At 60.7% G+C, this 22331-nt stretch carries 19 protein-coding genes and 1 pseudogene; 5 read left to right on the plus strand and 15 right to left on the minus strand.

Features of this window, described 5'->3' with window-relative positions; translation table 11 throughout:
• The 3 genes and pseudogenes from EKN07_RS13065 to EKN07_RS11335 all read left to right on the plus strand — a co-directional run.
• Positions 1–598: pseudogene (locus tag EKN07_RS13065) on the plus strand (IS3 family transposase); the annotation flags it as partial.
• Between the two features lie 277 nt (positions 599–875).
• A complete protein-coding gene (locus EKN07_RS11330) occupies positions 876–1277 on the plus strand; it encodes a hypothetical protein (protein WP_108715839.1) in 402 nt (133 codons plus the stop codon).
• Positions 1278–1520: 243 nt separating this feature from the next.
• On the plus strand, positions 1521–3746 hold the full coding sequence (locus EKN07_RS11335; protein ID WP_108715841.1) for an AMP-binding protein: 2226 nt from the start codon (positions 1521–1523) through the stop codon (positions 3744–3746).
• A 100-nt stretch (positions 3747–3846) separates the two neighbouring features.
• On the opposite strand, the gene nrdR is transcribed toward EKN07_RS11335, so the two are convergent.
• Both nrdR and EKN07_RS11345 read right to left on the minus strand, forming a co-directional pair.
• Positions 3847–4314 carry a transcriptional regulator NrdR gene (gene nrdR / locus EKN07_RS11340; RefSeq protein WP_108716688.1) on the minus strand — a complete coding sequence of 156 codons (468 nt, stop codon included), beginning with the start codon at positions 4312–4314 and terminating at the stop codon, positions 3847–3849.
• Between the two features lie 391 nt (positions 4315–4705).
• Positions 4706–5332, minus strand: coding sequence for a LysM peptidoglycan-binding domain-containing protein (locus tag EKN07_RS11345; RefSeq protein WP_108715842.1), 627 nt, complete (start codon positions 5330–5332; stop codon positions 4706–4708).
• A 214-nt stretch (positions 5333–5546) separates the two neighbouring features.
• On the opposite strand from EKN07_RS11345, the gene lexA reads away from it, so the two are divergent.
• Positions 5547–6287 (plus strand): transcriptional repressor LexA, encoded by a 741-nt coding sequence (gene lexA, locus EKN07_RS11350; RefSeq protein WP_108715843.1) that lies wholly within the window; start codon positions 5547–5549, stop codon positions 6285–6287.
• Positions 6288–6536: 249 nt separating this feature from the next.
• On the opposite strand, the gene EKN07_RS11355 is transcribed toward lexA, so the two are convergent.
• From EKN07_RS11355 to hflX, 3 genes are all read right to left on the minus strand, one after another.
• Entirely contained in the window at positions 6537–7520 is a 984-nt protein-coding gene (locus EKN07_RS11355; RefSeq protein ID WP_241228194.1) for an L-lactate dehydrogenase, read from the minus strand.
• 134 nt (positions 7521–7654) lie between these two features.
• Positions 7655–9634, minus strand: a complete 1980-nt coding sequence (locus tag EKN07_RS11360; protein WP_346426202.1) for an ATP-dependent DNA helicase — start codon at positions 9632–9634, stop codon at positions 7655–7657.
• A complete protein-coding gene (hflX, locus tag EKN07_RS11365; RefSeq protein WP_108715844.1) occupies positions 9631–11220 on the minus strand; it encodes a GTPase HflX in 1590 nt (529 codons plus the stop codon). Before hflX ends, EKN07_RS11360 begins: the two co-directional genes overlap by 4 nt.
• A 185-nt stretch (positions 11221–11405) precedes the next feature.
• Here hflX and EKN07_RS11370 point away from each other — a divergent pair, with 185 nt between their 5' ends.
• Positions 11406–12020: a methyltransferase gene (locus EKN07_RS11370; RefSeq protein WP_108715845.1), complete on the plus strand. Its 615-nt coding sequence runs from the start codon at positions 11406–11408 to the stop codon at positions 12018–12020.
• A 79-nt stretch (positions 12021–12099) separates the two neighbouring features.
• Here EKN07_RS11370 and EKN07_RS11375 read toward each other — a convergent pair whose 3' ends face one another.
• From EKN07_RS11375 to EKN07_RS11420, 10 genes are all read right to left on the minus strand, one after another.
• Complete coding sequence (locus EKN07_RS11375) at positions 12100–12894, minus strand: DUF817 domain-containing protein (protein WP_108715846.1); 795 nt, start codon at positions 12892–12894, stop codon at positions 12100–12102.
• 66 nt (positions 12895–12960) lie between these two features.
• A complete protein-coding gene (gene miaA, locus EKN07_RS11380) occupies positions 12961–13875 on the minus strand; it encodes a tRNA (adenosine(37)-N6)-dimethylallyltransferase MiaA (RefSeq protein WP_108715847.1) in 915 nt (304 codons plus the stop codon).
• Positions 13876–13887: 12 nt separating this feature from the next.
• A complete protein-coding gene (gene miaB, locus EKN07_RS11385; protein WP_108715848.1) occupies positions 13888–15426 on the minus strand; it encodes a tRNA (N6-isopentenyl adenosine(37)-C2)-methylthiotransferase MiaB in 1539 nt (512 codons plus the stop codon).
• An 11-nt stretch (positions 15427–15437) separates the two neighbouring features.
• Complete coding sequence (locus tag EKN07_RS11390; RefSeq protein WP_108715849.1) at positions 15438–16088, minus strand: regulatory protein RecX; 651 nt, start codon at positions 16086–16088, stop codon at positions 15438–15440.
• Positions 16088–17170 (minus strand): recombinase RecA, encoded by a 1083-nt coding sequence (recA, locus tag EKN07_RS11395; RefSeq protein ID WP_126146443.1) that lies wholly within the window; start codon positions 17168–17170, stop codon positions 16088–16090. Before recA ends, EKN07_RS11390 begins: the two co-directional genes overlap by 1 nt.
• A 252-nt stretch (positions 17171–17422) precedes the next feature.
• Positions 17423–17662 carry a DUF3046 domain-containing protein gene (locus tag EKN07_RS11400; protein WP_108715850.1) on the minus strand — a complete coding sequence of 80 codons (240 nt, stop codon included), beginning with the start codon at positions 17660–17662 and terminating at the stop codon, positions 17423–17425.
• On the minus strand, positions 17662–18063 hold the full coding sequence (locus EKN07_RS11405; protein WP_126146444.1) for a helix-turn-helix transcriptional regulator: 402 nt from the start codon (positions 18061–18063) through the stop codon (positions 17662–17664). The genes EKN07_RS11400 and EKN07_RS11405 overlap by 1 nt, the downstream gene beginning before the upstream one ends.
• Before the next feature lie 215 nt (positions 18064–18278).
• Complete coding sequence (locus EKN07_RS11410) at positions 18279–18770, minus strand: CinA family protein (protein WP_108715852.1); 492 nt, start codon at positions 18768–18770, stop codon at positions 18279–18281.
• Positions 18771–18775: 5 nt separating this feature from the next.
• Positions 18776–19396 (minus strand): CDP-diacylglycerol--glycerol-3-phosphate 3-phosphatidyltransferase, encoded by a 621-nt coding sequence (pgsA, locus tag EKN07_RS11415; protein WP_108715853.1) that lies wholly within the window; start codon positions 19394–19396, stop codon positions 18776–18778.
• Positions 19397–19418: 22 nt separating this feature from the next.
• On the minus strand, positions 19419–22217 hold the full coding sequence (locus EKN07_RS11420) for a DNA translocase FtsK (protein WP_126146445.1): 2799 nt from the start codon (positions 22215–22217) through the stop codon (positions 19419–19421).
• Positions 22218–22331 lie beyond the last annotated feature (114 nt).

Genomic DNA, 22331 nt, shown 5'->3' on the forward strand with positions numbered 1-22331 from the left:
GGCACTTTAGCGCGTTCAGGCCGAACGAGTTGTGGGTGGCGGACATCACCTACGTACGAACCCTGTCCGACTGGGTCTATGTGGCCTTCGCCCGCTGACGTCTACTCGCGTCGGATCATCGGCTGGCAGACCTCCACGAGCCCGTACACTGACCTGGCCCTGGACGCTCTGAAGATGGGGATCTGGCAGCGCAGGCGCGAGGGCGCGGACCTGAAGGGGCTGATTCATCACACGCGGCCGGGGTGTGCAGTACCGGGCAATCCGTTACGGGCAGGCCCTGTCCGAGGCCGATGCTGTGGCCTCTGTGGGGTCGAAGGGCGACTCCTACGATAACGCGTTGGCCGAGGCCCTGAATTCCCTGTACAAGGCTGAACTTATCCGTAACCACCACTACCTCGACTCCCACGGCCCCTGGCAGGGTATTGATGATGTCGAGTTCGCTACCGCCCAGTGGGTGCACTGGTACAACACAACCCGTCCTCACTGCGCCATCGACATGCACACTCCGATCAAGCACGAGCAGGCCTACACCCCACCACCACAAGAAGACACCAACACCATCAACCAACCCCAGCCGGCAACCGCCGGCGCCAGATAAAACAGCCTCCACAAAACCCGGGGCTTGACACTTACATCGAGCGATGGACGGACAAACAGAAACCAACGTCGAGAACACAGTCATGCGCTACGTCCCCCTCTTCGTCACACTTAACCACGCCACCACCTGAAGCATTACCGCCCCTGACCTCAGTAAGCTCAACAGCAGACTTTCCACCCTCAATGCGGCTGCCTATGCCGAGTGGGCCAACACCCAGCCCGAGCAATTAGCCGACGTCCAAGCATCCGACGCTTCCTTCATTTGAGACGGGAAGATAGTGGACTACGACAACATGGACGAACAACGGATCAACGATTACCACGCCTGGTTCAATAACGCACCGTTTCCGGGCGACGCTAATGACTCGACTCGCTCACTGTATTCGGAGGTACAGCAACGCGCTTATATCGAGAACAGGAGGATCGCTGCTCAGCTAGGCGTCTCCAACGAGGACGCAGGCACGCGGTGGGTCCTGCTTGCGCTCCTTGCAGGGCTAGCCCTCGGCGGAGTAATTCTGCTGACCGTCCGCGTTACAAGATCCCTCTCGTCCACCGAGGATGCGGAAGAGGAGCCGGACAACGCAACAAGTCCGGTGATGCAACCCGCCACCGATGATGCGAAAGAGGAAACCAAGCCGTACTCTTCCCGCAGTGCTCGGTATCGAGCAGTCCGTCACTGACAGGATGCGGTTTCTTACGTGTCACTGTCCTCCTGCTGACGCACATGGAACCACCCGCACGCGGCTTTCCTGCACTCGCCACGCATTCCCACACTCGCCACGCCTATGAACTCCCTCCTTGTCTCGCGATCCTCATGGCGCTCGTGGCGAAATGCGGCAGAAATCAAGGTGGAAAGTGTGTGATTGCTGGGCAGGGCAACATAGAATTCCTTCGGCACCTGTTTATGACCGAGAGGACGCACAATGGACGCGACTGTTCCAGCCCGCCCCCACTACGCCCCCGGAGTTCCCGCTGAGATAGAACCCGTCACACAAACGCTCGATCAGCAGCTCCCTCACGCCGCTGCTGACTTCCCAAATCGTGTGGCTATCGATTTCCTCGGGCGCACTATTACCTATCGCGAGTTGGACCACCAGGTCCGCAAAGCAACCTCTGCCCTCTATCGCTGCGGTGTTCGCAATGGTGACGTCGTCGCCCTCATCATGCCGAACTGCCCGCAGCATGTCGTCGCCTTCTACGCTGCACTTGCGCTCGGCGCCACCGTCGCTGAACATAATCCGCTTGCCCCGGCCAATGAACTCCACGAACAACTTGATCGGCACGGCGCCGTGGTCGTCATCGCATGGGAGCAGACACTGGAAAAGCTCGTATCCGACGGCGACTTCCACGGGCGCACGTACCTTGCTGTTGATCTGTCGCGCGAACTCCCTCATGTTTCACGTATGCTACTGCGCCTTCCCGTCTCTTCCGCCAGGGAGCAGCGTGCCAAACTGCGAGGAACAGTTCCCCACGGCGTACTTTCATTTGACCGCATCGTCAAAAAGGCACCTTCATTGCCCAAAGGCATGGAGATGCAGCCGCCTGAACTTGATGACATCGCCGTGCTTCTACACACTGGTGGCACAACCGGCGTGCCGAAGGCCGTGCAACTGACGCACCGCAATGTCGTCTCCAATATGGTACAGACGATCGAATGGGTCCATACGATGGGTTATGGAACGGAAGTCTTCGCCGCTGTTCTGCCCTTCTTCCACGCCTTCGGTCTGAGCACATGCCTGGGTATCTGCATCCGCCAGGCGGGCACCCTTGTGCTACTGCCCAATTTCAACGTGTCATCCCTGCTTGCCGGCCAAAAGCGACATCCGATCACGCTGTTCCCCGGTGTTGCTCCCATGTTTCAGCGTGTCCTGGACGAGGCCGACCGGCAACGCGAATCGGGTGAGAGTGTCGATCTCAGCTCGATCCGTTTCGCATTCTCGGGAGCGATGGCATTGGATCCCGCACTCGCGGCGCGCTGGGAAGAGGGCACCGGGGGTTACATCATTGAGGGCTACGGAATGACGGAAGCCTCGCCTATTATCGCTGGCTCGCCTGTGACCCCGGAGAGGCGGCCCTCGACTCTCGGACTTCCTTTCCCTTCCACCGAAATCCGCGTCGCGGATCCAGAAGATCCCAGTCAGGACGCCGATGACATCGGCGAAGTGCTTGTGCGAGGCCCGCAGGTATTCGCGGGTTACCTTGGGATGCCGGAAGAGACCGACGCGGTCCTGTGGAACGGCTGGCTACGTACCGGCGATCTAGCACGTTGGGATGATGGTTTCCTCGTCATGGCGGACCGCCGCAAGGAACTCATCATTAACGGCGGCTTCAACATTTACCCGTCCCAGGTAGAGGACGCCATCCGCAATATGCCCGGGGTTCGCGATGTCGCAGTTGTCGGCATGCCCGAGGACGCACATGGAGAGTCCGTTGTAGCAGCGCTTGTGCTCGAACCCGGCGCCATGGTTGATCTCGACTCGGTGCGACGGTGGACACAGGACAAACTATCGCACTATGCGATACCAAAATCGATAGCCGTCGTTGATGAACTGCCTCGCTCGCAGATTGGTAAGGTGATGCGGCGAGCTGTTCGGGAAGAGCTGAACAATTTCGAGTTGAAGTCCGGGCAGTGGATCCGCAAGGCCGGCGCCCTGGGCGAGAACGCCTCTGATCGTTTCGAGACGTGGCTTGGCTCGTTGCAAGAGCAATTCAGTGCAACGAAGGAACAGGTCCAGGAGTGGCTCTCAAGTACATCTGAGCATTCAACGGAACAGGTGCGCGAGTGGTTCGCGGAAAAGGGCGTCACTCCTGAAGAACTCCGTGCTCGTCTGCAGAAGGAAGGCTTGAGCAGGGAGGGGTTCTCCGCTTGGCTCTCGCGCTCCGGCGCAGCGGTGTCCGGGGCGTTGAAGTCATCAAGCGAAGCAATCCAGGAGAAACTCGCCGGACCGCCGACACAACGCGATATGGCTCAGAAAGATCCCCTCGCCGACGACGGCGTAGGTCAAGCGGAGCCCACACCAAGCGACGCAGGTGGCAACGCTCGGCACGCCACGAACGTGGCCGTAGCAGATGCTGACGCGGCGAACGCTCAGGCGGCGCAAGACGCCGGGGAAGGAAACCCAGCTGGCGACGATCCGCACCTCATGTGACGTGGTGAAGAATGCGCGGTGGAGGTGCACATTGCGCCGTTTATCGCGTGCATCTTCGCCCTCTCATCGCGCTTACCGCGCGAGAGCTCTCGGCTTTCCTTTACGCGTCGGCGCTACGATCTTCGTTCTCTGCCCGGAGCTCCGCAATTGCAGACGCAAAGTCGTCCAGACTGTCGAAGTTCGAGTACACGGAAGCAAAGCGCAGATAGGCCACCGTGTCCAGCTTACGCAACGGCTCGAGGATCGCCAGGCCGATTTCGTGCGCTTCGATCTGTGAACTGCCAGAACTGCGCACTTTCTCCTCCACTTGCTGCGCGAGTAGGGCGAGGTCGTCCTCGCCCACCGGTCTACCCTGGCAGGCTTTGCCAACACCAGCAATGATCTTGTCGCGTGAAAAAGGCTCCGTCGCACCTGAGCGTTTCACAACGGTTAGGCTCGCGCTCTCCACGGTGGTAAAGCGGCGTTTGCAGTTGGGACATTCGCGACGACGTCGAATCGATTGACCGTCGTCGCTGGTACGGGAATCAATCACCCGTGAATCCGTGTGGCGGCAGAATGGACAGTGCATTCCATTACCGTAGATCGTGTAGACGGCTTGCCGCAAACACTCCACTTCAACCTCCACGTCTCAGCGCTCGGTATGAGTGGGGCGCACAGCGTCACCCAGATGGAGCGTCGAGCACTTCAGTGCCAGCACTCGATGTACCTGTCAATACTCGACGTTCGTCCAGTGCTGCGACTGGGAAGCCGGAAACTACTGTCATCGAGGAGGCGCAAAGTATCTGCGCGACGTATCTGAACGCTGCATGCTAGCGGCGCTCGTTGGCGCAATCCTCTTTGATACCTTCGCATTGCAGTCTGGTTACCGATTGCCACGAGTTCATTTCATCGCGCCACCGCCTTCATCGCGCCACTGATACCGAAACCCCGCTAACGCGACACCAGCCCCGATGTTGCGCCTAGTATCGCGGCAATTCCAATACCTGCCCCACCGCGATAGCATCGCTTGTCAGCCCGTTCTGTGCCTTGATATCTGCTACCGCAGTTGCCGTGTCTGGAGCGTCAGGGAGCGTGGCGGCGATGGACCAGAGCGTGTCACCAGACTGCACAACCACGCTATCACCCGGCGCAGGAACGAAAAGAGAACCAATTCCCAGCCCAAGCACAACAAGCGCTGCCGCGGCTAGAGCACCAAATGCTAGCCGCAGAGCAAGAATCATATGAGCCACATTGACGCTATGGGCATGCCTTACCCGTGAATTCGCACCAACCGCTGTGACAGGTGCGGCACGGCCGCGCCCCTCGGAGGCCCGCACAGATGACGGCCTCATAGCCGCGGTCCAAGCTTCCTCCATTTGCGCGACGCGCACCGTCGGCCGACGTCGTGCCAGCGTCGGGTACTCAGAACGCCAATCCGCGTCCAGCCTACTCGGTATCGCCTGCTGTGCCTCGTTGCGGTCGCTCTCAAGCGGACTGGCTGCAGTAGGCACCGCTCGGAGCGGCCTGCGCTTTCTTCCCGTAAGGTTCACCGATGCACTGGTCTTTGCCTGCGCGGCCTCGATAGCGCTCACAGCAACTGCACTCATAACAATCTTCCCTTCGTGTCGCCGCTCCCGCTTGAAGCGTTAGTAGCTATCGTTCATCGAACATGTGTTCGTCGAACGCTTGTTTGAACTATACAGCGCACAGTGGAGAATGTCCAGAACACCTGTTCGACATGCCGTACGAACATTTGTTTGAGTATTAGACAGTGACCAATTACGCTGATGTTCATAGTCAATCAGGAGCCTCCGACACGAAATGAGGCCCAATTGGGAGGTAACCGTGGCAACGGCGTCCAAGCTAACCGAGCGCCAGGCGGCGGTGCTCAAGTGCGTACGCGTCGGCATCCTCAAATACCACTATCCCCCAACCGTGCGCGAGATCTGTGAGTCGGTGGGTCTCAACTCCACGTCGTCAGTCAAGTACCAGCTAGACTCCCTTGTTCGGCTCGGATACATTCGCCGCGACTCCCACAGTCCGCGCGCCATCGTTTTGACGGAGAAGGGGATGGAATATGGGCGTCGCAAGTCCCGCGATAATTCGGACTCCGCACCGTCCGTGGCGCAGGCTCAGCAGGCCTCGCAGGTGACGTTCCAGAACGGTGACGAGATTGTCACCGTTGAGCCGCCCGTTCAGGTACCGGTCGTTGGTCGTATCGCCGCCGGTAACCCAATTCTCGCGGATCAGATGATTGAGGACGTCTTCACACTGCCCCGCCGCCTCACGGGTGAGGGAGAGCTGTTCACCCTCAAGGTTAAAGGTGACTCCATGATCGAGGCGGCGATATGCGACGGCGACTGGGTGGTGGTTCGGCGTCAGCCGGTGGCTGAGAACGGAGAAATCGTCGCGGCCTTACTGGATGATGAAGCGACGGTGAAAGTGCTTGACCGGAGAAATGGACACGTCACGCTGCTACCGTGCAACACGGCCTTCGCTCCTATCCCGGCCGACGACGCTGAGATCCTCGGACGCGTCGTCACTGTGATCCGGGCACTCTGATACCGCTGAAGTACCCGGTACCACCGAACATCCGGTACCGCTCATCGAGTACAGCCGGGCGTCAGCCGCATACGGTCGCCAAAGCGCCGCGCTTGGCCGGTGTCGCGTGCATCGCCACCGAACAGTTGCGGTCCAGCGCGGGCAGGGAGCCCGCAAGAACCGCTACTCGCGACGGCAAAGGGGCGGCAGCAACATGACTGTTGCCGCCGCCCCTTCGAATGCTCACTCCCGGTCTCCAGGCCGAGGGAACTAGAAGCCGAACTTCGCCGCAACCTCACGAATGGACCGTGCAGATTTACGCAATCCTTCGTACTCGCGAGGCGTGACAACCGGAATCAACCGCTGTCCAACACCGGAGCGCCCAACGATACACGGCACGGACATGCAAACATCGGAGATACCCAGCCAGTCCTCCAAGTACGAACTCACCGGCAACACGCGATGCTCATCACGCATAATCGTGGCAAGGATCGAAGCAACCGACAGCCCGATGGCGTAATTCGTGGCCCCCTTGCCCTCGATGATCTCGTAAGCGGAGCGCACGACGTCCTGATGAATCCGATCACGCACGCTTTCATCCAGAGTCTGCCCATCAGCCGTTGTACCCCACTGAAGTAGTGGCACCGCCCCAACGGTGGCGGATGACCACAGCGGAATCTCGGAATCACCGTGCTCACCGGCGATATAGGCATGCACATTCTGCGGAGCGACACCGCATGCACGCGCGATGAGATAGCGCAAACGCGATGAATCAAGAACTGTGCCGGAGCCGAAGAAGCGCTCCGCCGGCAGCCCCGACAGCTTCCACCCGGCGTAGGTGACCACATCGACGGGGTTGGCCACCATAAGGAAAATCGCGTTAGGAGCCTGCTCCACCACCTGCGGGACCACCGACTTCATAATGTCGATCGTGGCCCCAGCGAGCTCCAGGCGAGACTGGCCCGGCTTCTGCTTGGCACCCGAAGTGATAACCACGACATCGGCGTCACGCACAATTTCCACATCACTGGAACCCTCAACGGTCGCCACAGGTGCGAACTGCACACCCTGTGCAATATCAAGAGCCTCGGCGCGGGCCTTTTCGCCGGCAATGTCGTACATGACGTAATGGCGTGCGACGCCCTGGATCACCGAGGCATACGTAATCGCGGAGCCTACCGCCCCCGCGCCGATAACTGCGATCTTTGAGGCGTCGGGGCTGGGGAAAGCAGTTGTGGTGTTGCCCGCAGCCAGGTCCTCCTCCGACTCCGGAATCAGCGCAGGTTCTGCAGCATGGTTCTCCGACACGGTTCCTCCTCTTTTGTTTCGACTCATCTATTTTCGATGCGTCACCATCATATGAAAACGTTCCGCCCGCGCGATAGGACCTATTCCGGGTCGGCTAGGCGTGTCAGCGCAGCGCGGACGGTATCGCTATCACTCGTGGGCCACAGGCGCGGCAGGGAAGCCGCGAGAAATTGCCCATAGCGAGCTGTTCTCAACCGAGAATCAAGAATAGCAACAACACCGCGATCATCCACTGTGCGCAGCAGGCGACCGACGCCCTGCGCCAATAGCAATGCGGCCTGCGCTGCCGCCACCTGCATGAAGCCGTTGCCGCCGGAGGCGTTCACCGCCTGCGTACGGGCCTGCATTAGCGGGTCATTGGGGCGCGGGAAGGGAATCCGATCAATGATAACAAGGCGGCATGTCCGCCCTGGCACGTCGACGCCCTGCCACAGAGAAAGCGTGCCGAACAGGCTGGCCGCGTCGTCGTCGGCGAACCGACTGATCAGCGTCGGAAGTTGGTCCTCGCCTTGCACAAGAACCGGCGTTTCAAGCTTCTCCCGCGCGTAGTCGGCTGCAGCCTCCGCCGCGCGCCGCGATGTGAACAGACAAAGCGCACCACCCGCCGAGGCGCGCACAAGATCTACCAGTTCATCGAGTTGCTCATCCCCGTACCCCTCACGGCCGGGAGCCGGCAGGTGCGAGGCGACGTAGAGAATTCCCTGCCGTGCATGATCGAATGGGGAACCAACATCGATTCCCTCCCACGGGCCTTGACTCGGGTACAGAAAACCGGTCTGGCGTGCGATGTGAGTGAAACTGCCACCGATCTCCAAGGTGGCGGAGGTCAGAATAACCGGCTTGTCCTCGAACAGGATGTCTGCCAATGACGCGGAAACATCCAGCGGCGCAACGTGCAGATATGAGCGGTCCTCACCATCACGTGAAACCCAGGGAACGAAGGAGCCTGCCTGCACCCCATCGGACAGGAGCAGTTCGATCACATCCACCACGGACTGCACACGATTACGAGCAACCTTCTTCGCCGCGGCATCCGCCTCTTCCTTGCCGGGTAGAGCGGCCACATCGTCCAATGCCTGCTGTAAGCATCCGAGTAGGGCGAGCAATGAGTCGGTCAGCTCGGCGGGCATTTCCACCAGCCGATCTTCCGGAAGTGCATCGAGAACACTCCCCAGCGCCTCACCCGCCCGTTCGAGATCCAGAACCATTATCTGCTCCCGGCGCAGCAACCGAGCGGTGGCCGCAATCTCCACGCGAGACAGCGACGCGGCCAGCTGTTCCGTCACACGGTTCACCAACTCATGCGCCTCATCGACGACGAAGGCGTCAGCACCGCCAGGCAGCACTGGAGTACCGGCGCTCTCAACACCGAGCATGGAGTGATTGGTCACCACAATATCGGCCTCGGCAGCGGCGTCTCGGGCAAGAACGGGGAAACACGATTCCCGCAAAGGGCACGACGTACCCAGGCACTCCGGTTTGGCCAATGACACCTGCCGCCAGGCTCGTTCCGACACGCCGGGAACCAAGTCATCGCGGTCGCCCGTATCCGTGGACATTGCCCATTCACGTAGTCTTACCACTTCCTCGCCGGTAGCGCTCGCCCCGAACTCTGCGGCAGCGCGTGAAAGAAGCGCGTCCTCCTCGGGATAGCCACCGGTGACCTTGCGCAGGCAAACATAGTTGTTCCACCCCTTCAACAGTGCGACCGTCGGTTCGCGGCCGGTCACTTCACGCACTGCTCGCGCTACCCTAGGCGCGTCCTGGGTGACAATCTGCCGTTGCAAGGTCAGCGTTGCGGTCGAGATAACGGCCCGCATACCCGTACGGGCCACCCACTCCATCACTGGCACCAGATACCCGATTGACTTGCCCGTACCGGTGCCAGCCTGCACCAGAAGGTGTTCACTGCCTTCAAGAGCCTGCCGCACCCGATGGGACATTGTCACTTGGCCCTCGCGCCGCGCACCGGCCATGGCGGAGATCACCACTTCGAGGATCTCGTCAACAGCTTCGCGATCCGTGGGCGCCGTCTCGTCTTCGACAGCCGCACTTTTCACAGCGCTGCTCCGGAGCCGAGAAGTCTTTCTTCCTCGAGTGAGCCCGCTCCACGCAAGGCGCCTGCCAGGTCCTCCGGCACGCGCGCACGGACCCGGGTTCCATCGTTGCGATATTCCACTGGCGCAAGTATCTCGCCCTCCTCGTGGATGCGTGAAACAAGATCGCCACGGCTATAGGGCACAACAGCGGTGACTTCGACATTGGGGCACGGTAGGGCTTCGTCGAGCTTCTCCAACAGCTCGTCGATTCCCTCGCCGGTCAGGCAGGACACCGTCACCGCTTCGGGGAATCGGCCGCGCAGCGCGGTCAGATCCACCGGATCGGCAAGATCGCTTTTTGACAACACAATGAGTTCGCGTGCGTTTGCGGCGCCGGGCACATCGGCCAGCACCTGGTGAACTGCTTGCATTTGCCCTACCGGATCGGCATGCGAAGAATCGATGACGTGGAGCAACACGTTTGCCGTCCCCGCCTCTTCCAGGGTGGAGCGGAAGGCCTCCACTAGCTGCGTGGGGAGATGACGAACAAATCCCACCGTATCCGTGATGGTGAAAGCGCGCCCGGAAGGCGTCGTGGCTTGTCGCACGGTCGGATCCAAGGTGGCGAAGAGCGCGTTTTCAACCAGCACGCCTGCTCCGGTGAGTCTATTCAGAAGCGAGGATTTCCCCGCGTTGGTATATCCCACGACGACGACGGACGGAATGCCTGTGCGTCTTCTCTCCGCACGGCGTTGGCCGCGCCCCGGCGCCATTCGTTTAATTTCGCGGCGGAGCTTCGCCATACGGGTACGGATACGCCGTCGATCAAGCTCGATCTGCGTCTCACCCGGTCCGCGCGAACCGATACCCGCGCCGGCGGCTACTCGACCACCGGCCTGGCGCGACATAGATTCACCCCACCCGCGTAAGCGTGGTAAGAGGTACTCCAGTTGCGCAAGCTCGACCTGCGCCTTTCCCTCTTTCGACTTCGCATGCCGGGCGAAAATATCCAAGATCAATGCGGTACGGTCGATAACCTTAACGGCAACGATATCTTCTAAAGCGCGCCGTTGCGATGGAGCGAGCTCTGAGTCGACAATCACCGTGTCGGCTTCCCGCACTGCCACCAGATCCGCCAATTCACGCGCTTTGCCCTGGCCGAGGTAGGTTGCCGGATCGGGCAGGCTGCGACGCTGGATCAAACCATCGAGCACCTCGGAACCGGCCGTCTCCGCGAGCGCTGCCAGCTCACGAAGAGACTCTTCTGCCTGCCGCAGTTCGCCTGACTGCCACAACCCGACGAGCACCACCCGTTCCAGACGAACTTGCCGGTACTCGATATCGACGCCTTCTTCACGCTCGACACCAACCTCAAGCGCGCCAACGCGCCGCAGCGAGGAGCGTTCCTCCCTGGCGAACTCGTCACCGCTATGGGCGTTGTATGCCGGATCGGCCTGCAGTACGGTCCCCCGGCGCGAGTGGATATCAAGGCTGTTCGGCGACGGCAACTCCTGCGATACCGTCCGCACATCAGGTGTCACCAGATTGAAAAGGCTGCCCGTATGTGAACCTCGCTTTGTCACAGGTTGTGTGTAGTCCTCGCTCATGTGCTCCTCACGTTTTCCTCTATGATCCCACGGAGGGCAGCACACGGTGAAGTGACATGCACTGCTCCGGTAAACATAGGGTGATCGGCCCGTCACTGATACACGCAAGGGCTGCCGAGCCAGCAACCGCCCCCGGGCCGGGAGCCAAAGCCGCCACTGGCGTCGGCAGGCGCTACTCTTAAGGGGTGACTACCCCGCATTATTTCTCGGAGCACCAGTCGGACGACTCTCCCCGCGTGGAGCGCACTGTCCGCCTACGCGGCAAAGACTATTCGGTCCTCACGGCGAACGGCGTCTTCGCGCACGACAAAGTGGATCGCGGAACGGCGGTCTTCCTGGCGAAAGTACCGAACCCAGATATTCCAGATGGTTCAGTAGCTCTTGACCTGGGCTGCGGGTGGGGACCGATGACTCTCGCACTGTGCGACGCGGCTCCGAATGCTCAGGTGTGGGCAGTCGACGTTAACGAGCGTGCACGGAAACTCACCGAAGAGAACTTACAGCGCGCCGGGATGCACGGCACTGTTCTTGACCCGCAGGCAGCCTTGGAGCGGCTGGCTGACAGGCGGATCGCCCTGCTGTGGTCCAATCCGCCGGTGCGGATTGGCAAGCAGGAATTGCACAAGCTGCTCACCACCTGGCTCTCATTACTTGCCGACGATGGTGTTGCCTACCTCGTTGTGCAGCGCAACCTCGGTGCGGATTCCCTCCAGAAATGGCTGCATGAACAGGGATTTACCTGCAAGAGACTCGGATCCGCCAAGGGATATCGGGTCTTCGAGGTCAGACCGCAACTCTAGGGCCGAACCGTGCAGCCCCGACGGCACTTGCGCCATCACCTAGACCGGCTCCATTGGCTATGTCCTCGCCCCATTGGCTCTACTGCGAGCGAGTGACCCGAAGAACGGCGGCGTCGCCGTACAACGCGCCCTCCTTCGCTTTCACCGCTGCAACCAGGACGAAACTACGTGTGATCAGCAGCGCCCAACCACCGAGCTTGCCCACATGCACCATCTCCCAAGTTGCGCTCTGATTCGGATAACGCCACGCGTTGAGGAAGGTGGCGGCATTCTCGGCAAACCACAGGAAGACGCCGATGAGCAAAAAGGCCAGCGCGGCTGGCATCCAGTATCGGTCTTCTCCAACTGTGAAGTGGATCGTGCTTTTCCACAACGCGATGAAGAAGCCGATAGCGATCAGCCAACACGAGTCCCGGATGTGGTGATGAGTGAAGAAGTTCGCGTAGGCAGCCACCGCGAGGAGGCTTACCGGCAGCCAACGAAATCTAGTCACCCGCAAATCGAACCTGCGGAAGGCCTGGCAAATATATGATCCGACCGAGGCGTACATGAATCCGGAGAATACCGGTACGTCGGCCAACCGAATAAGACCGGCATCGGGATAGTTCCAGGAGCCAATACTCACCTTGAAGATTTCGAGTGCCAGGCCGAGCACGTGGAATGCGCAGATTACCAGCAGTTCCCGCCATGTCTCGAATCGTACCCGTACCAATAGGATCTGGAGCACGATGACGTAGATCAGCATGGCGTCATAGCGTGTCAGCGGCAGGTCATATCTGCCCCACACCAGCATGGAGAGGGCCAGACCGAGGAAAATCGCGATGGGGAAAAGACAGCACTGCAGCTGGATCCACGCGAACTGGACAAATCGGATTTAAGGAATCCGCGCGTGCCTCCTCCCCCGTCGTCGTACTCGGTCGGCGCGTCCACTTCCTCGCCCTCATTTCCCGGCCGCCTCCACCACATGCCGAGCGGCATCGTTTATCGAGGTGTCGGTGAGGTCCAGGTGGCGCAGCCGTGGATCAGCGCCGAACCACGTCCGCTGCTTCTTCGCAAGCCGCCGGGTCGCCTGCGCGATTTCAACCACGGCGTCCTCTGTGCTCAGCAGGCCGTCCAACACGGAGATTGCCTGCCTGTACCCAGTCGCGCTGCCTGCCGTCGGACTCTCGCGTAAGCCTTCGTCAAGCAGAGCGGCAGTCTCCTCCAGCAGACCTCCCGTCATCATCGCCTCCGCGCGGCGTGCAATGCTGTCGGCCAGCACGTCGGCGGCACGGCTCACGTAGAAGGAATGAATATCGGGAAAATGCGCGGTGTGCCGCGGGAAGCGCGGAGAATAGCGGCCCGCGAGGCGAACAACCTCCACGGCGCGAATGACACGCCGGGGATTGCGGTGGTCCACGGCAGCGTAAGCCGCCGGGTCTTTCTCCTCGAGTTCCATCAACAGTGGTTGCAATCCTTCGCGTCGAACAGTCTCCTCCAGAGCCGCACGAATATGTGGATCGTGCCCGGGAAACTCGAGCTTATCAAGCAGGCCCGCCACATAAAGGCCTGAGCCTCCCACGACAATCGGGATCTTGCCGCGAGAGACGATGCCTTGCAGGTCGGCGCGGGCACTGCGTTGGTAGGCGGCTACACTAGCGGCTTCGTTGATGTCGAGTACATCGAGCTGATGGTGAACGATCCCTCGCCGCTGCGAAGCGGGCAACTTGGCCGTGCCAATATCCATGCCGCGGTACAGCTGCATGGCATCCGCCGAGATGATCTCAACCCCACTCGGACCTCCGAGCAACTCGGCCACTTCGAGAGACAGGGCAGTCTTCCCGGTTGCGGTGGGCCCGACCAGGGCGATAATCATCGCCTACCCGCCTTAGGCCGACCCTGCGCCCACACGCAGGCTCGGCATTCCGATTGTGACCGGCGCGCGGCCCTCCGCCTCGGCGGTCAAGCGCGCGGTGAGGCGTTCCCGTTGCTCCCACGCATCACCGGCACGGGTACGTCGAATCTCGAACAAGCCTCCGCTCAGTGCCGAGTCCGCAACCAGATGATGCGGTGCACCATGAGTCACCTCGGCGCGAATCATGTCGCCCGGTCGGGGCGGTTGCGCCAGCGCCGTCGGAAGAGCAACGTGCACGAGTCGATTATCAGCCGCACGGCCCGAGACGCGTGCGGTGGCGCCGTCTTTGCGCCCCTCACCATGCGACACAAGAACATCGACGACGTGCCCCTCCAGTTTCTCGTTCTCCTCCGTCGAGATTCGTTCCTGCAGTTCAATGAGACGCCGATACCGATCCGCAACAACATCGGCTGGAACTTGGTCGTTCATATCCGCCGCGGGTGTTCCCGGGCGCGGAGAGTACACGAAGGTGAAGGCGGAAGAGAACCGCGACTGCTCGACCACTTCAAGGGTCCTCTGAAAATCACCATCCGTCTCGCCGGGAAAACCGACGATAATATCGGTTGTAATCGCGGCTTGCGGGATTGCCTCCCGCACACGGTCGAGTATGCCGAGGAACTTGGCGGAACGGTAGGAACGCCGCATCAGCCGCAGGATACGGTCCGACCCCGACTGTAGCGGCATATGGAGCGACGGCATGACATTAGGCGTCTGCGCCATGGCGGCAATGACGTCGTCGGTGAAAGCCGCCGGGTGCGGAGATGTGAAACGTACCCTCTCCAGACCCTCGATACTGCCGCATGCGCGTAACAGACCCGCGAACGCGTGCCGGTCTCCGAACCCAACGCCATACGAGTTGACGTTCTGACCGAGCAGCGTAACCTCAATGGCGCCCTCGGCAACTACCGCCTCCACCTCGGAGAGAATCTCCGCGGGCCGCCGATCCCGCTCTTTTCCGCGCAAGTGCGGGACGATGCAAAAGGTGCAGGTGTTGTTGCAACCGACCGAGATCGACACCCACGCCGCGTACGCCGATTCTCGATGGGACGGCAAAGTGGAGGGAAAAACCTTCAGTGACTCCTCGATCTCCACCGCGGCCTCTTTGTTGTGCCGTGCCCGATCAAGCAGCGCAGGAAGCACGTCAAGATTATGTGTTCCGAGTACCGCATCCACCCAGGGCGCGCGGTCGACGATCTTACCCCGCATTTGCTGGGCCAGGCATCCTCCTACCGCAATCTGCATATCGGGGCGCTCTCGCTTCACAGCCGCCAGTTGGCCAAGATTGCCGAACAGCTTTGTCGCCGCATTCTCCCGGACCGAGCACGTGTTGATAACGACGACGTCGGCGCCCTCGTCGCCGGCGTCGGTTGCTCGTGCAGCCTTCTCTGGGACCAGGGAAACCGGAACATAGCCGGCCGAGTCTAGAAGCCCGGCCAGACGTTCCGAGTCATGGACATTCATCTGGCATCCGAGGGTGCGGATGGCGTAGGTACGCGGAAGTTGTGCAGACATCGCGAATAAGTTTAGCCGAGTCCGTCCTCGCAGGCAGAGTCGCCCGCACTTGCGAGCCTCGCCTCCGCCTTCCGTAAGGCATTCGTGCACTGCTCGGCAGAAAAACCACGCCGTGCCAGTGCGGCGTATACGCGCCGACGTAAGGTCTGGGGATTACCGGTGCCGACGCGCAGTTTACGCAACGCCAGTTCGACCGCTGCCGCGTCCTCATCTTCTTCACCGATGGCGCTGAGGGCACGTTCGGCCAAGTCGCCGTCAACACCCTTGCGGCGGAGTTCCTCCCGGATGGCACGCCGGGAGGCCCCGCGAGCCGCAAACCGGCTCCGCGTGAGCACCTGGGCGAAATGGGCGTCGTCGATCAGTCCGATACTCTCAAACTGATCGAGAGTCTCCTCGGCAATTTGCTCTTGCACATCGCGCCGACGCAATGCATCCGCTAGTTGCGCACGTGACCGATCCATCATTGCCAGCTGCCGCATGACGATGGCATGCGCCCGCGATCTCTCCTCTTCACGCGTTTCCGCCTCTACCTCGCCTCCCGTTTGGAGGTCGGGTTGCGGCTGCGCCGCTGTACAGCGCCCGTTGGCGTGTTTACAAGGCTCCGCGCCACTACGGCTCGACGTGCCGTTCTTCCAATTGGCACGTCGGGTGGACTCCACCATTAGAAATCAACCATTGCGGGTTCACCCGCCCCTTGATCTGCGAGAACGCTTTCTCCACCCTCTGGCGCAGCATCGGGATCCGGAATAACGCCAACCTTGATAAGGATCTTGCGCTCGATCTCATCAGTCATCTCCGGATTGTCCTTGAGGAACTGACGAACCTTTTCCTTGCCCTGTCCGAGTTGATCACCCTCGTAGGTGTACCACGCACCAGACTTGCGTACCACTCCCAGGTCAGCCCCCATATCGATGACACCGCCTTCGCGCGAGATTCCCTGCCCGTAAAGGATGTCAAACTCCGCCTGCTTAAAAGGCGGGGCCATCTTGTTCTTGACCACCTTGACCCGGGTGCGATTGCCGACAGCGTCACCGCTATCCTTCAGAGACTCGCCCCGCCGCACATCCAGGCGCACCGACGCGTAAAATTTGAGAGCCTTGCCACCTGTTGTGGTCTCCGGATTACCGAAGAAAACGCCGATCTTCTCACGAAGCTGGTTGATGAAAATCGCGGTGGTACCCGAGGCTGACAATGCTCCGGTGATCTTACGCAGTGCCTGACTCATCAATCGCGCCTGTAGACCGACGTGCGAATCCCCCATCTCGCCTTCAATTTCCGCCTTCGGGACCAGCGCCGCAACCGAGTCAATGACGATAATATCCAGCGCGCCGGAACGAATGAGCATGTCCATAATTTCCAAGGCCTGCTCGCCGGTATCCGGCTGCGACACGATCAACGCATCCGTATCCACACCCAACTTCTTGGCATATTCCGGGTCAAGGGCGTGCTCCGCATCGATAAAGGCCGCGATGCCACCGGCCTTTTGCGCGTTAGCCACCGCATGCAGGGCAACGGTGGTCTTACCCGACGACTCCGGTCCATATACTTCGACAATACGCCCGCGCGGAAGCCCACCAATGCCAAGCGCGATGTCAAGCGCGATGGAACCAGTGGGGATCACCTGTACGCGTGTCTGCACGCGATCTCCCAATCGCATGACGGAGCCCTTGCCGAACTGGCGGTCAATCTGTGCCAATGCGGCATCGAGTGCCTTACTACGATCTTCAGTCTTGGCTGCTGCCATCGTTATTCCTTTACTCATGCCGCTCGCCGCGGCGCTGGACAGAACAGGTCTTCACACGGCGCTCCCCTCACCGAGGAACCTTCCGAGATCACGCTATGCCCGACCTCCGACATATTTCAGGGTGTGAACCATGTACTGTGGACAGGTCTCACCTCTGGCGACCTGTTGATAATGCTACAGCGAACAGACGTTCGAAAGCGACACGTCGGGAGGCGTGTTGCCCACCTCCGACTTCAGCGCACGAGGCTCCTCTCAGTGCGTCAGATCGTCGCGATCCTCAGGCTTCACACGATGGATAAAGCGATATGAATCGGGTAGGTCCATGGCCGTGCATAGTTCATTCCATACCCGTTGCGGATTGACACCGGCGTCAATGGCCTGCAAAGGGCTGCGACCGTCTAGTGAAGACAGGACAAGATCTTGCATCAACGAACGACCGCGGCCGCCTGGAAAGGTCCAGTCAACCGCGGTCCAAAACTCCGACTCGCGCACTATCGTTTCGCCAACTCCGCGCGGACGAGTTCGTCCGGCACTTCATCGGGAATACGCATATGCGGGGGCACACGGCCCTCAGACAAATCAATCCGATCAGCCACCAACCGCAGTACATGGCTCAGTGGCACATTGAGCGCTCGGCAGATAGATGCGAGCAACTCAGAAGAAGCTTCCTTCTGACCGCGTTCCACTTCCGAAAGGTATCCAAGCGAAACGCGAGCGTCCGAGGAAACCTCGCGCAAGGTGCGGCCCTGCCGTTGACGGTATGCGCGCAGCACCTCACCCAATTCGCGCCGCAGCAGCGCTTGCCCCGCAGGAACATGCGTGGCAGCCTCAGGCGCAATGCGTGTTGGGCCGTCATTTTTCCGGTTTACGCCGGTACGTAGCTCCATGGTCATCACTTTCTACAACGCGGCCGGGTTCTGTTATGTTCCCGGCATCTTAACTTATCTCCGAAAGCTGAGTCACTACGACTCAACTCAGTCGCTTTCTGCCAGTGATAATTTCTATCAGCCCAGCCTGGAGGGATTCTGGGAAGAAGCGCGAGGGTAATCAGAATCTCACCACTGGCGTAAACAGCGTGGCTCCGCCAATCCGCAGCCGAGACGGCCCTTCAGGCGCCAAGAGTCAGGCGGCGGGCAAGGATCCGCACCGCTGCGTCAATCGCGGCCTGCCGTACTTCTGCGCGAGCTCCCAGCACATGCAGCAATTCGGCCTCCTCGCCCAGGCCACCCACACAAGCAACCCACACCGTTCCGGCCTCATGCCCCTCGGCGGGTCCCGGCCCGGCCACGCCCGTCGTTGCCAAGGCAACATCCGCCGTCAGCAAACGACACGCCCCACGCGCCATTTGCAGCGCAACCTCACGGTCAACCGGTCCGGTCTCTTCCAACCTGCTCGTGGATACACCCAGAACGCTCGCCTTTGTATCCGTCGCATAGGTTGTCACTCCCCCTCGCAGCACAGCAGAAACACCGGGCACAGCAACAAAAGTCGCCATCAGAGCGCCACCGGTGAGTGATTCCGCGCAAGCCAACGAAAGATTCCGCCGCTCCAACTCCTCGACGACGGCGCGAACTGTATCCGTTGCCTCCGGCAGTGCCATGCGCCTCAACTCTCCGTTCGAGGCGAGGAACCCGCCTGGCGTGAGATCCGTTGCGCATCCCGAATATATTGGATCGCCGAGACAATGGAGAAGTACAGCGCCACCGCCAGCAAGGCATAGGAAGCCCATACCAAGGCCTCGCCAAGGATGTGGGGAAGAAACGATCTCCATGGGATAAGCAGACCGGCAATTCCAAAGGATTGGAAGACCATCTTGATCTTTCCCCCGCGTCCGGCGGCCATCACTTCCCGTTTCACCATCGCCATGCGCATGGCGGTGATGCCGAGTTCCCGACCAATCATTACGATGGCGACCCACCACCACAACATGCCGTGCCACGACAACATGATCAGAGCGGAAGCCACCAACGCCTTATCCGCAATGGAGTCTGCGAGTTTACCAAAATTGGTCACGAGCCCACGCGAGCGTGCCAGATGACCATCCAATTTATCCGTTACAGCAGCAACGGCAAATACGGCCCATGCCGCCCACGCGTGCCCCGGCGTCGCCACCCAATACACGGCAACAAACACCGGCACCAGCAAAAGCCGAATGACGGTCAAGACGTTGGCTATATTGAGCAGCGGTGCCGATTCACTGCCCGGCTCGCCCTGGGTTTTGTTCACTCTTCCACCTTACAGCCTGCTCCTAACGTCCGGTGAGTTGCCAGGCGTCTTCTCCGGATTCTCCTTCAGGATCGTCCTCGTCGTACCAGTTTTGCGCTATGGGCTCCGTTGGGGCGGCCGGATCACCCGCGTACCGGTCATACATTCGACCAGCACCGTCGTGCCCGTCGGAAGTGGGCAGCACCTGAGTCCGCCCGGCAGTGTCCGCGTCCGGGCCGACGTGGCCGTCGCCGTCGTGCGAATCGGTATACGCATCCGCATAGTCATCCTGGTAGTCCGCGGTAGTCTCATCGGAGGAGTCCTCTCCAGAAGCCGCATTGTCATGGATTGACACATCCTCGCCACGCAGCATCGCCAGACAGTCCTCCAGTTGCTCCGGGCTCACAAGCACCTGGCGCGCCTTCGATCCTTCCGACGGCCCCACAATTTCGTATTGCTCCAGCAGGTCCATCATTCGGCCAGCTTTAGCGAAACCGATACGCAGCTTGCGCTGCAACATGGATGTCGAACCGAACTGGGTTGTAACCACCAACTCCGCTGCCTGCAGTAATACCTCAAGGTCTTCGCCGATCTCCTCACGCTGCTTCTTCTGCTCCTGCACCTGCTCGAAGTCGTCGCGGTAGTGGGGCGAGAGCTGCGCTTTGACATGCCGCACGACCTTCTCTATTTCGTCCTCATCCACCCAGGCGCCCTGCAAGCGAATCGGTTTTGAGGCCCCGGCGGGCATGAAGAGCGCGTCACCCTGCCCAATCAGCTTTTCTGCGCCGGACATGTCAAGAATCGTCCGAGAGTCGGCCAGCGACGATGTCATGAAGGCCAGACGGGAAGGGATATTCGCCTTGATCAGACCCGTCACCACGTCTACGGACGGCCGCTGGGTGGCGAGCACAAGGTGGATACCGGCGGCGCGTGCAAGCTGGGTGATGCGTTGAATGGATGCTTCCACATCGCGCGGTGCCACCATCATCAAGTCCGCCAACTCGTCCACCACTACGAGCAGATACGGGTAGGGGGCAAGAGTGCGATGCGGGTCATGTGCGGTGATGCTTCCGTCGCGTACACCCGCGTTGAAGTCATTGATGTTCTTGACGTGGTATGCCGCCATGTCGTCATAGCGCGCATCCATCTCCTTCACGACCCATTCGAGCGCCTCCGCCGCCTTCTTCGGATTCGTGATAATCGGAGTGATGAGATGCGGAATCCCGGCATAGATGGTCAGTTCCACCCGCTTCGGATCAACAAGAATCATACGCACCTGGTCGGGGGTGGCACGCATCATAATTGACGTGATCATCGAATTAATGAAGGAGGACTTGCCGGCACCGGTTGCGCCCGCTACCAGCAGATGCGGCATCTTGGCCAGGTTCGCGACCACGAATTGGCCCTGCACGTTCTTTCCAACACCCACTGTCAGCGGGTGGGATGCCTTCTGCGCCACGGGCGAACGGAGAACGTCACCCAACAGCACCGTCTCACGATCCGTGTTCGGAATCTCAATACCAATGGCGGACTTTCCAGGAATCGGCGAGAGTATACGCACATCGGCCGAGGCGACGGCGTAGGCAATGTTCTTCGACAGTGCTGTGATGCGCTCGACCTTGACTCCCGGGCCAAGTTCGACCTCGTACTGGGTGACCGTGGGTCCACGGGAGAAGCCGACGACCTGTGCGTCGATACTGAAATCGGTGAATACCTGCGAAAGCTGGGCTACCACCTTCTCGTTCGCGGAAGTGCGTTCCTTGTGCGGTGCCCCCTGCTTGAGATCGGCCATCTCCGGCAAGCGGTACACCACCGAGGGATCTAAGGCCAGCTGCTGGCCGCTGACCGCCCCCGGAGCGATCTCCGGTGCCGGGAGGGAATCGGCGGCCTTCGCGCGCAAAGCGGCTTGCGAACCAATCACGATGGGCCGCGTCGCTTCGTGCTGCCGCTCCGCCTGGTCACCGTCCGCATGTGACACGGTGGGCGGTGTGAGCGCCGCGGTGCCCGTAGCCGATAGGCCGCCACCCTGTTTACCGTGAAGCTTGCCCTTGCCGCGTGGCCGGGATGCCTCCGGCGGGGTCTGCTCGGGAGAGTCAGGCGGCGGCGTATCCAGTACTTCCGTGGCTGCAGGCTGCTGCGAACGACGCCGCCGCGGCAGCAACCGAGTGGAGGAACTGGTGCCGTCGACCTCATGTGCTTGTTCATAGGGAACCGACGCCGAGGTGCCGCGGTTCGCCTTGGGCTCCCGTGCCGGGGCCTCGCCGGCGTCGGACCGACGACGATTCCCGAACAACCGGCCGAACAACTCGCCAAGCGTTGTATTGGTCATGTAGATCACGGCGAAGACGAGCAGCAGAACCAGAACCGGAATGGCACCGTATGCAGATAGCAGTGTTGTCAATGCACCGCCAACGGCCCATCCGAGCAGCCCACCCGCGCGCTCGACGCCGTCGAAGTCTGTCAGTGGACTGGGAGTACCCAACACGACATGCAGAATCCCGGTGGTTGATACGACGATAAGGGCGATGCCAATCGCAACTCTGCGGTTGGCACCTTCGGGAGACTTACGGAAGAACTGAACCGCGAGCCACAGTAACAGCACCGGCACGAGGACGGCGACCCAGCCCAGTAGGCCCGCCGTCGCATGGTGGATGGCAGCACCGAGAATGCCAGAGAGCTGGAACCACTCTCGCAGCGCCACAATGATCGCCAGCGCAAGCAGGGCAAGTGCAACACCGTCGCGGCGCACGCCACTGATGGGCGCACGCCGCTGGCTCTCGGCCCGCTGCGATCGGTTGGCCGCAGATTCTTTCTTTCCACTCGAAGGCTTGCGTGGACTCACGTTGTGAACCCTATCGCTGTGAGGTGGGCCCGCGATAGTGGCACGCCGCCTTCAGAAGGTGGAAATGGCTCACACTGCGGTCGCCAAATGGCGGAAATCCGCCGGTAAGCCGCA

Origin of the sequence: Actinobaculum sp. 352 (assembly GCF_003957265.1) — a bacterium.
In the GTDB taxonomy this organism is placed as follows: Bacteria; Actinomycetota; Actinomycetes; order Actinomycetales; family Actinomycetaceae; genus Asp313.

Bases quoted from the DNA above. Each gene is read 5' to 3' on its own strand.
- EKN07_RS11345 (WP_108715842.1), bottom strand. From the start codon at position 5,332: ATGAGTGCAGTTGCTGTGAGCGCTATCGAGGCCGCGCAGGCAAAGACC.
- miaA (WP_108715847.1), bottom strand. From the start codon at position 13,875: ATGATTATCGCCCTGGTCGGGCCCACCGCAACCGGGAAGACTGCCCTG.
- EKN07_RS11335 (WP_108715841.1), top strand. From the start codon at position 1,521: ATGGACGCGACTGTTCCAGCCCGCCCCCACTACGCCCCCGGAGTTCCC.
- EKN07_RS11410 (WP_108715852.1), bottom strand. From the start codon at position 18,770: ATGGCACTGCCGGAGGCAACGGATACAGTTCGCGCCGTCGTCGAGGAG.
- EKN07_RS11390 (WP_108715849.1), bottom strand. From the start codon at position 16,088: ATGGTGGAGTCCACCCGACGTGCCAATTGGAAGAACGGCACGTCGAGC.
- hflX (WP_108715844.1), bottom strand. From the start codon at position 11,220: ATGAGCGAGGACTACACACAACCTGTGACAAAGCGAGGTTCACATACG.
- recA (WP_126146443.1), bottom strand. From the start codon at position 17,170: ATGGCAGCAGCCAAGACTGAAGATCGTAGTAAGGCACTCGATGCCGCA.
- miaB (WP_108715848.1), bottom strand. From the start codon at position 15,426: ATGTCTGCACAACTTCCGCGTACCTACGCCATCCGCACCCTCGGATGC.
- EKN07_RS11405 (WP_126146444.1), bottom strand. From the start codon at position 18,063: ATGACCATGGAGCTACGTACCGGCGTAAACCGGAAAAATGACGGCCCA.
- lexA (WP_108715843.1), top strand. From the start codon at position 5,547: ATGAGGCCCAATTGGGAGGTAACCGTGGCAACGGCGTCCAAGCTAACC.
- nrdR (WP_108716688.1), bottom strand. From the start codon at position 4,314: ATGCACTGTCCATTCTGCCGCCACACGGATTCACGGGTGATTGATTCC.